General features: G+C 38.5%; 4 protein-coding genes. All 4 read left to right on the forward strand.

Annotated features, from left to right (window positions below; all coding sequences use genetic code 11):
- Positions 1-28 precede the first annotated feature (28 nt).
- The 4 genes from BM266_RS15835 to BM266_RS15850 are packed head-to-tail and all read left to right on the forward strand — an operon-like array spanning position 29 to position 7034.
- Positions 29-3079, forward strand: coding sequence for a SusC/RagA family TonB-linked outer membrane protein (locus BM266_RS15835; protein ID WP_245760475.1), 3051 nt, complete (start codon positions 29-31; stop codon positions 3077-3079).
- A gap of 30 nt (positions 3080-3109) precedes the next feature.
- Positions 3110-4582 carry a RagB/SusD family nutrient uptake outer membrane protein gene (locus BM266_RS15840; RefSeq protein WP_093411426.1) on the forward strand — a complete coding sequence of 491 codons (1473 nt, stop codon included), beginning with the start codon at positions 3110-3112 and terminating at the stop codon, positions 4580-4582.
- A 19-nt stretch (positions 4583-4601) separates the two neighbouring features.
- On the forward strand, positions 4602-5711 hold the full coding sequence (locus tag BM266_RS15845; protein ID WP_093411420.1) for a glycoside hydrolase family 130 protein: 1110 nt from the start codon (positions 4602-4604) through the stop codon (positions 5709-5711).
- 12 nt (positions 5712-5723) lie between these two features.
- On the forward strand, positions 5724-7034 hold the full coding sequence (locus BM266_RS15850; protein ID WP_093411422.1) for a sugar porter family MFS transporter: 1311 nt from the start codon (positions 5724-5726) through the stop codon (positions 7032-7034).
- Positions 7035-7435 lie beyond the last annotated feature (401 nt).

The raw sequence follows: 7435 nt of genomic DNA on the forward strand, positions 1-7435 counted from the left end.
CATACTAGATTACTAATTTAAATGAAAAATGATGAAAAAAAATAGTTTAATTTTTAGCCTGGTGCTAATACTGGCAAGTGTAAGCTGGGGGGCTACTTTTGCTCAAACTGTGACCGGAGTTGTAACCGCTGGAGACGTACCCATTCCCGGAGTTTCGGTTGTGGAAAAGGGGACCAATAATGGGGTGGTAACCGATTTTGATGGTAATTACAGTATTGATCTGGATGAACCTGATGCGGTTTTAGTTTTTTCCTATGTTGGATTTAAGACACAGGAGATAAGCGTTGAAGGAAGGGGACAAATCGATGTCTTCCTGGAAGATGAGGTTTCGCAATTGGATGAACTGGTTGTGGTAGGTTATAAGTCTCAGAAGGGCAGGACAATTTCTGGGGCACTTACTTCGGTTAATGTGGATAACCTTGAATCCAGAAGAGTACCTGAAGTTACTCAGGCGCTTCAAGGCCAGGTTGCCGGTGTTAATATTACCCAGAGTACCGGTGCTCCAGGAGATGAAGTGGAGGTTAGGATTCGAGGGAATGGTACTATTGGAAATAATAACCCACTTTATGTAATTGATGGGATTCCATCCAGGGAAATATCTTTCCTTAATCCTTCGGATATTAAATCTATGACTGTATTAAAAGATGCTTCTGCAGCTTCTATTTATGGTTCCAGAGCAGCAGGAGGTGTAATTGTTATTGAAACTAAAAACGGTGGAGACCGTAAAGGAATCCAGGCAAATTACTATACCGGTTTTCAAAAGGTAACGAATCTTCCAAATATGCTGAATGCTGAGCAATATATGCAAACCGTTGAAAGGGCCTGGGATAATGCGGGTTACGAAGGAGAAAATCCATATACAGGAGATTTAAACAGAACTGATTTTGCCGATGTAGATTATCTGGATGAACTTTTTGAACTAGGTCGTACACATAGTGCACAGGTAACTGCTTCCGGGGGGAATGAGAACACAGATTATTTCTTATCCGGAGGATATTTTGGACAAGATGGACCTGTAGTATACGACAACGACCAGTATAAAAGAATTAACTTCAGGTCGAATGTTCAGTCTAACGTAACTGATAGATTTAGAGTTGGTGCCAACCTTCAGGCATCATATGAATATAAAGACAGAATCTCATCCAGTGGTGATGCTCCAGGAATTATAAGACATGCATTTTTGCGACCTCCAATAATTCCTGTGAAAAAAGACCCTTCTGATCCAACTTATTCGGAAGAAGATCCTTTTACAGATTTACCTTTTTATCAAGGGCCTGATAGTTTTGAAAGCAGTAAATATGAATATTCCCAAAACCCTATAGCCTTAGCCTTTTTCACAGATGACGCGGCCAGGACCTTTAAAACTTTCGGAAATCTATTCGCAGAATATAGTTTTCTTGAAGATAAGTCATTAACATTCAGAACAAATTTTGGAGCTGATATTAACTTTATACATAATAAGGCTTTTGGAGTAAACTTTGGAGATGATGATGGAGGAGGAGCAGAACGGGACAGAGGTTTAGGAAGGCAGAACAGGCCTAATAGTTTAAGTGAAACCCGTGGAGAAGATATTACCCTAACCTGGAATAATAGTCTAAGTTATTCTAAAGAATTTGATGAGCATAGTATAGATGCATTAGTGGGGACAGAATATATCACCGCCAGATTGTCTAATTTAAATGCTTCGCGTACACGTTTTGACTTTACTGAACCCAATTTTCGTTATATTGATTTCGGTGATACAGAACAAGACCTATGGAATGGAGGCTTAGCAGAGGAATGGTCCCTATTCTCATTCTTTGGAACAGCTACCTATTCGTTTCAGGACAAATATATGGTTACCGCGAATTTACGAGCAGATGCCTCATCGAGATTTGCTGAGGAGAATCAATGGGGTTATTTCCCGTCATTTTCTACCGGATGGATGGTTTCAGAAGAAGAGTTTACTGAGGACCTTACCTGGTTATCTGAACTGAAATTAAGAGCCAGTTGGGGACAATTAGGAAACCAGGAAATTCCAAATTTTGCTTACTTAACCTTATATAGAAGAGATGCCGATCGGTACCTAATAAGTCGATATGGAAATCCTGATTTGAAATGGGAAACGACCACCCAGACCAATGTTGGTTTGGATTTCGGAATAATCGATAATAGGATATATGGTAGTGTAGATTACTTTAAGAAAGAAACCACAGATATTTTGCTACCTATTTCCCTTCCAAATTTTGTGGGGGATGTATCACCAACCTTCCTTAATGCCGGAGAAGTTAGTAATAGCGGACTTGAATTTGCATTATCCTACAGAAATTATGATAATGAATTCAAATATTCCGTTAGTGGTAACATAGCAACCTTAAAAAATGAAGTAAATTCATTACACCCTAACCTGCCTTATATCAATGGAAGAGTTACCCGCACCCAACCAGGAGAAGCATTGAATTCTTATTATGGGTTTATCCAAGAAGGAATATACCAGAATGAGCAAGAGATAGCTGATCATTTGGACGGTACACCTAATCCACCACAAAAGCCAGGTGATATCAAATTCAAGGATTTGAATGGAGATGGCAGAATCAATGATAATGATAGGGATTTTATTGGGAACCCTAATCCAAAATTGAGTTTTGGGTTGAATGCAGGATTTGATTATAAAGGTTTCGATTTTAGTTTGCTTTTTCAGGGAGTCAGCGGCGTCGACCGATATAATGATTTGAAAAAGATAATTGATTATGATACCCGTCCGTTTAACTTCACAGACAGGGTGCTAGGAAGTTGGGATGGAGAAGGATCGACTAATTCCATTCCCCGAGTAAGCTTTACCGATAATGGGAGTAGCCGGATTTCAGATATTTTTGTTGAAGACGCTTCTTATCTTCGATTAAAAAATATTGAATTAGGTTATAGCTTAAGTTTACAGGAAGAGATAGGAGTTGAAAGTGTTAGAATTTATACTTCCGGCCAGAATCTCTTTACGATAACGGATTATTCAGGGCTTGACCCCGAATCAACAGATTTAATTGATTTTGGTACTTATCCTCAATCATTGACAGTTTTATTTGGTGTTAATATAACCTTATAATAAAAAGGTTTGAAATTAAAAAATTATAAAATGAAAAATATAACAAAAACAGTAATTATAGCCCTGAGTGTGATTCTTTGGGGGTGTGAATTAGATGAGGAGCCTATAGGTTTAATAACCAAGGACCAGATTAGTTCTGAGCCTACCGCAAGCACTATTACTTCGAGTGTAAACTCAACCTATCAACTTCTTTCCTCCACTTTAAATATAGTGGGTAATTGGGCCTGGGATGATGGCCAGGTAACTAAAAATGATTTCATCTTACAGGATATTGCCGCAGGCGATATGAATAAAAAATGGAATCCTGACGGGGACCAGGCGTGGATGGATGAAATTGCAGCCTTTAATTTCACTTCCATGAACGGTGCATTTAATGGAGCATGGAGTTATGACTATGAAGGAATTTCCAGAGCTAACCAAGCCATTGCGACTTTAGAAAATACCGAAGTAGTTTCGACGACAAGCTTAACAGAAGAGGAAAGGAGTCGTTTATTAGGAGAGGCATATTTCCTTAGAGCTTTTTATTACTTCGATTTAGTTAATCTTTTTGGGGATGTTCCATTGTTGACAGAACCATTAGAGGATTTTGAAGCCGCTTATGAAGTTTCTGAAAGGGCTCCAAAACAGGAGGTTCTAAATTTAATAAGTGATGATCTGGAATCTGCAGCAAATCTTCTGCCAATGGGAAAATACTCAAGTCCTTCAGAACCCTGGAGAGTTTCTTTAGGTGCGGCTAAAGCTATGCAGGCAAAACTAGCACTATACCAAGAGGAATGGAATACTGTGATTAGCCATATTGAGGAATTACAATCCTGGGGCTATTATTCTCTAAATGACCATTACTTTGACGCCTTCGACGTATCCAAGGAATTTCAGGAAGATGAGGTGATTTTTGCTTATGACCACCAGGAACAACAGAATCCCGGAAAGGGTAATGGACTTGCCGCTTTAATGGGATGGGGTTTTGTAGCCCCAACCGATGATTTCAAAGCTGCTTTTGAGGAAGGGGATCCTAGATTGCTTTATACAGTAGAAAGTGATGAACAATCTGTTCATAAATTGCTGGGAACTACAGATGGACGTTATAAAGGGAATGATGATTCCCCGGGCAACAGAGTATATATAAGATATGCCGATGTATTGCTTTGGAAGGCCGAAGCCTTAATTGAAACAGGAGAAGTAGAAGCCGGTCTTGAAATTATTGATCAAATAAGAGTAAGAGCAGAGAACACTCCGGCTTTAGACGGCACCTCAACCAGTCTGGCTAAAGTTTCAGGTGAGGGATATTCTCAAGAAAAGGCTTTAGAGATTTTAAGGCACGAACGTAGACTTGAACTTGGGTTTGAATCACATAGATTTAATGATTTAAGGCGATGGGGTATTGCCGAAGAGGTCTTAACAGAAATGGGGAAAAACTTCCAGGACTACAATTACCTGTATCCAATTCCTCAAGGTGAAATAGATAAAAGTGGTGGGCAAATTGACCAGAACCCGGGTTACTAATTTTTAAAAGGATAATATTATGAATAAAACTTATATAGCAATTTTTGTATCCCTGGTTAGTTTGCTGGGATACAGTCAGGAAAAATTAGAAAAAGAATGGATGATGGGGCCTTTTGAAAGGTTTGAGGATGCCAAACCCATTATACAGAAAGATAGCCTAACCACATTTAAAGATCCTATGACTGACAAAGAGATCAAGTGGGAATCTATGGCAACCTTTAACCCGGCAGCTATAGTTAAGGATGATAAAATTCACGTATTATATAGAGCGGAGGAAAAATTAGGTGAGAAAGAAATTGGTGGTCATACGTCCAGGATAGGATTAGCCATCTCCAGTGATGGGGAAGAATATATAAGGAAGAAGGAGCCAATTTTCTATCCAGATGATGATCATCAGAAGGAGTTTGAATGGACAGGTGGTACTGAAGATCCAAGAATTGTAGAAACTGAAGACGGACTTTATGTTCTTACCTATACCCAATGGAATAGAGAATATCCAAGGTTGGCGGTAGCGACTTCAAAAGATCTGAAAAACTGGGAAAAACAAGGACCTATTTTTGAGGAATGGAAGGATGGTAAATATCACAATACCGAAACAAAATCAGGAGCTATTGTTACAGAGCTTAAAGACGATAAACTTGTAGCCGCAAAGATCAATGGAAAATATTGGATGTATTACGGAGTACCCCATATTTGGCTAGCGAGTTCTGATGATTTAATCAACTGGGAGCCTGTAGAAGACTATGCAGGAAATTTAGCACCTGTGTTAAGCCCACGTCCCGGTTATTTTGACTCTTGGTTAGTGGAAGCAGGACCACCACCGGTATTAACAGAAGATGGAATCGTAGTAATGTATAATGCCGGGAACTCTCAAAATATTGGAGTTGAAGATTTAGGTAATAGAATATACACTGGGGGTCAGGCTTTGTATGATGCCGATGAGCCCTGGAAACTTCTTGATCGATCGGAAGAGCCTTTTATCCAACCTGAATTGCCTTTTGAGAAATCAGGACAATATGAAGATGGAACAACTTTTATAGAAGGTTTAGTGTACTTTGAGGATGAGTGGTATCTATATTATGGTACCGCCGATAGTATGGTAGGCGTGGTAAAAACGGATAACGACTAGATAAAATCTTATATGGGTTTAACTAAAAAACTTCTAACCGGGGCCATTGTTTCGAGTTTAGGAGGACTGTTATTCGGATTTGATACTGCAGTAATATCGGGAGCGGAACAAGGTCTAAAAAGTTTTTTCGACCTTGATCCTGTCGCCCATGGATTTACAAATTCAATAGCCTTAATAGGAACCATTATTGGAGCTATTTTTGCTTTTTGGCCGGCACAGAAATTAGGTAGAAAAAAATCGCTGTTATTTATAGGTTTCTTATTTGGATTGTCTGCTATTGGGTGTGCCCTAACCAGCAATTGGGAGTTATTTTTATTATACCGATTTTTAGGAGGGCTGGGAGTTGGTGCATCCTCCGTTATTGCTCCTATGTACATCTCTGAAATTTCTCCCGCTACTCATCGGGGTCGATTGGTTGGTTTGTTTCAATTTAGTATTGTATTTGGAATATTATTAGCTTTCATATCCAACTACTTTTTAAAGATTGAAATTGAAAATGAAGCCTGGAGATGGATGTTAGGAGTTGAGGCAGTCCCTGCATTAATATTCTTTCTTCTTACCTTTTTTATTCCTAAAAGTCCACGGTGGATGATAATTAAAGGTAATGATAAAGAAGGGCTTAGTATTTTAAAGCAGTTAGGGGATCTAAAGGCTAATGAGACCTATGACAGCATCAAAAACTCCTTAAAGCAAAATGTGAAAAAGGATAAATTATTTCAGAGTAAATACTTTAAACCTTTACTTTTAGTCTTTTTAATGGCCACTTTTAACCAGTTTTCTGGTATTAATGCCATAATGTATTATGCTCCGAGGATTTTTGAAATGTCTGGAATCGCCGAAGATAGTGCCTTTCTTCAAGCAGCATCTGTAGGGTTTGTAAATATGGTGTTTACAATAATAGCAATGAGCCTCATTGATAAGATAGGAAGGAAAAAGCTTATGATCTGGGGAACATTAGGGATGATCATCAGTTTGATTTTTAGTGCTTTTTATTTAAATGAGTCAGAAATTGGATCTGGTCTACTAATAGTACCCATTTTAATTTTTATTGCAAGTTTTGCTTTTTCACAAGGTGCGGTTATCTGGGTTTTTATTTCGGAAATTTTTCCTAATCGGGTAAGAGCTTCAGGACAATCCTTTGGAACTTTCATTCACTGGTTCTGGGCAGCTATTCTTACATGGTTGTTTCCAGTAGTAGCTGAACTGCCAAATGGAGGCACGTATGCCTTTGGTTTTTTTGCGTTAGCTATGATATTCCAATTACTTTTCGTTTTTAAATTATTTCCAGAAACTAAAGGAAAGACATTGGAAGAAAATGTTTAGTGTTAATTTGTTTTTGATTAAAAGCCCGGTATTTACCGGGCTTTTTGTTTAATTCGGTTACCATGGGAACTTTAGTTAAGAATTCCCATTAAGTATCCTAAACTGAAACAGGCTATAAGTCTTATAATCCAGGTGAGGGTACTGGGATTTTGTTTTTGAAGTTTTGAGGTGGTGAGTTGTTGGTGTTGAAGAGCGTTGTTACTCTTTAAAAGTTCAATTTGAGGTCTTTGGTTTGATTGGTTTTTTCCAGCCTTTTTACGAGTGAAGTTAAAATGGCTAACTCCAGAGCTGTAATCTGTACGTTGACTGGATATACTGGTGATGCTGACCCCTCGTACTGGCCATACTGACCCCTCAAGGATTTTGGTCAAAAAGATAAGATAATGACAATATTACAGTTT

Origin of the sequence: Salegentibacter flavus (assembly GCF_900115145.1) — a bacterium.
GTDB classification, from domain to species: domain Bacteria; phylum Bacteroidota; class Bacteroidia; order Flavobacteriales; family Flavobacteriaceae; genus Salegentibacter; species Salegentibacter flavus.

Bases quoted from the DNA above. Each gene is read 5' to 3' on its own strand.
- BM266_RS15835 (WP_245760475.1), top strand. From the start codon at position 29: ATGATGAAAAAAAATAGTTTAATTTTTAGCCTGGTGCTAATACTGGCA.
- BM266_RS15840 (WP_093411426.1), top strand. From the start codon at position 3,110: ATGAAAAATATAACAAAAACAGTAATTATAGCCCTGAGTGTGATTCTT.
- BM266_RS15845 (WP_093411420.1), top strand. From the start codon at position 4,602: ATGAATAAAACTTATATAGCAATTTTTGTATCCCTGGTTAGTTTGCTG.
- BM266_RS15850 (WP_093411422.1), top strand. From the start codon at position 5,724: ATGGGTTTAACTAAAAAACTTCTAACCGGGGCCATTGTTTCGAGTTTA.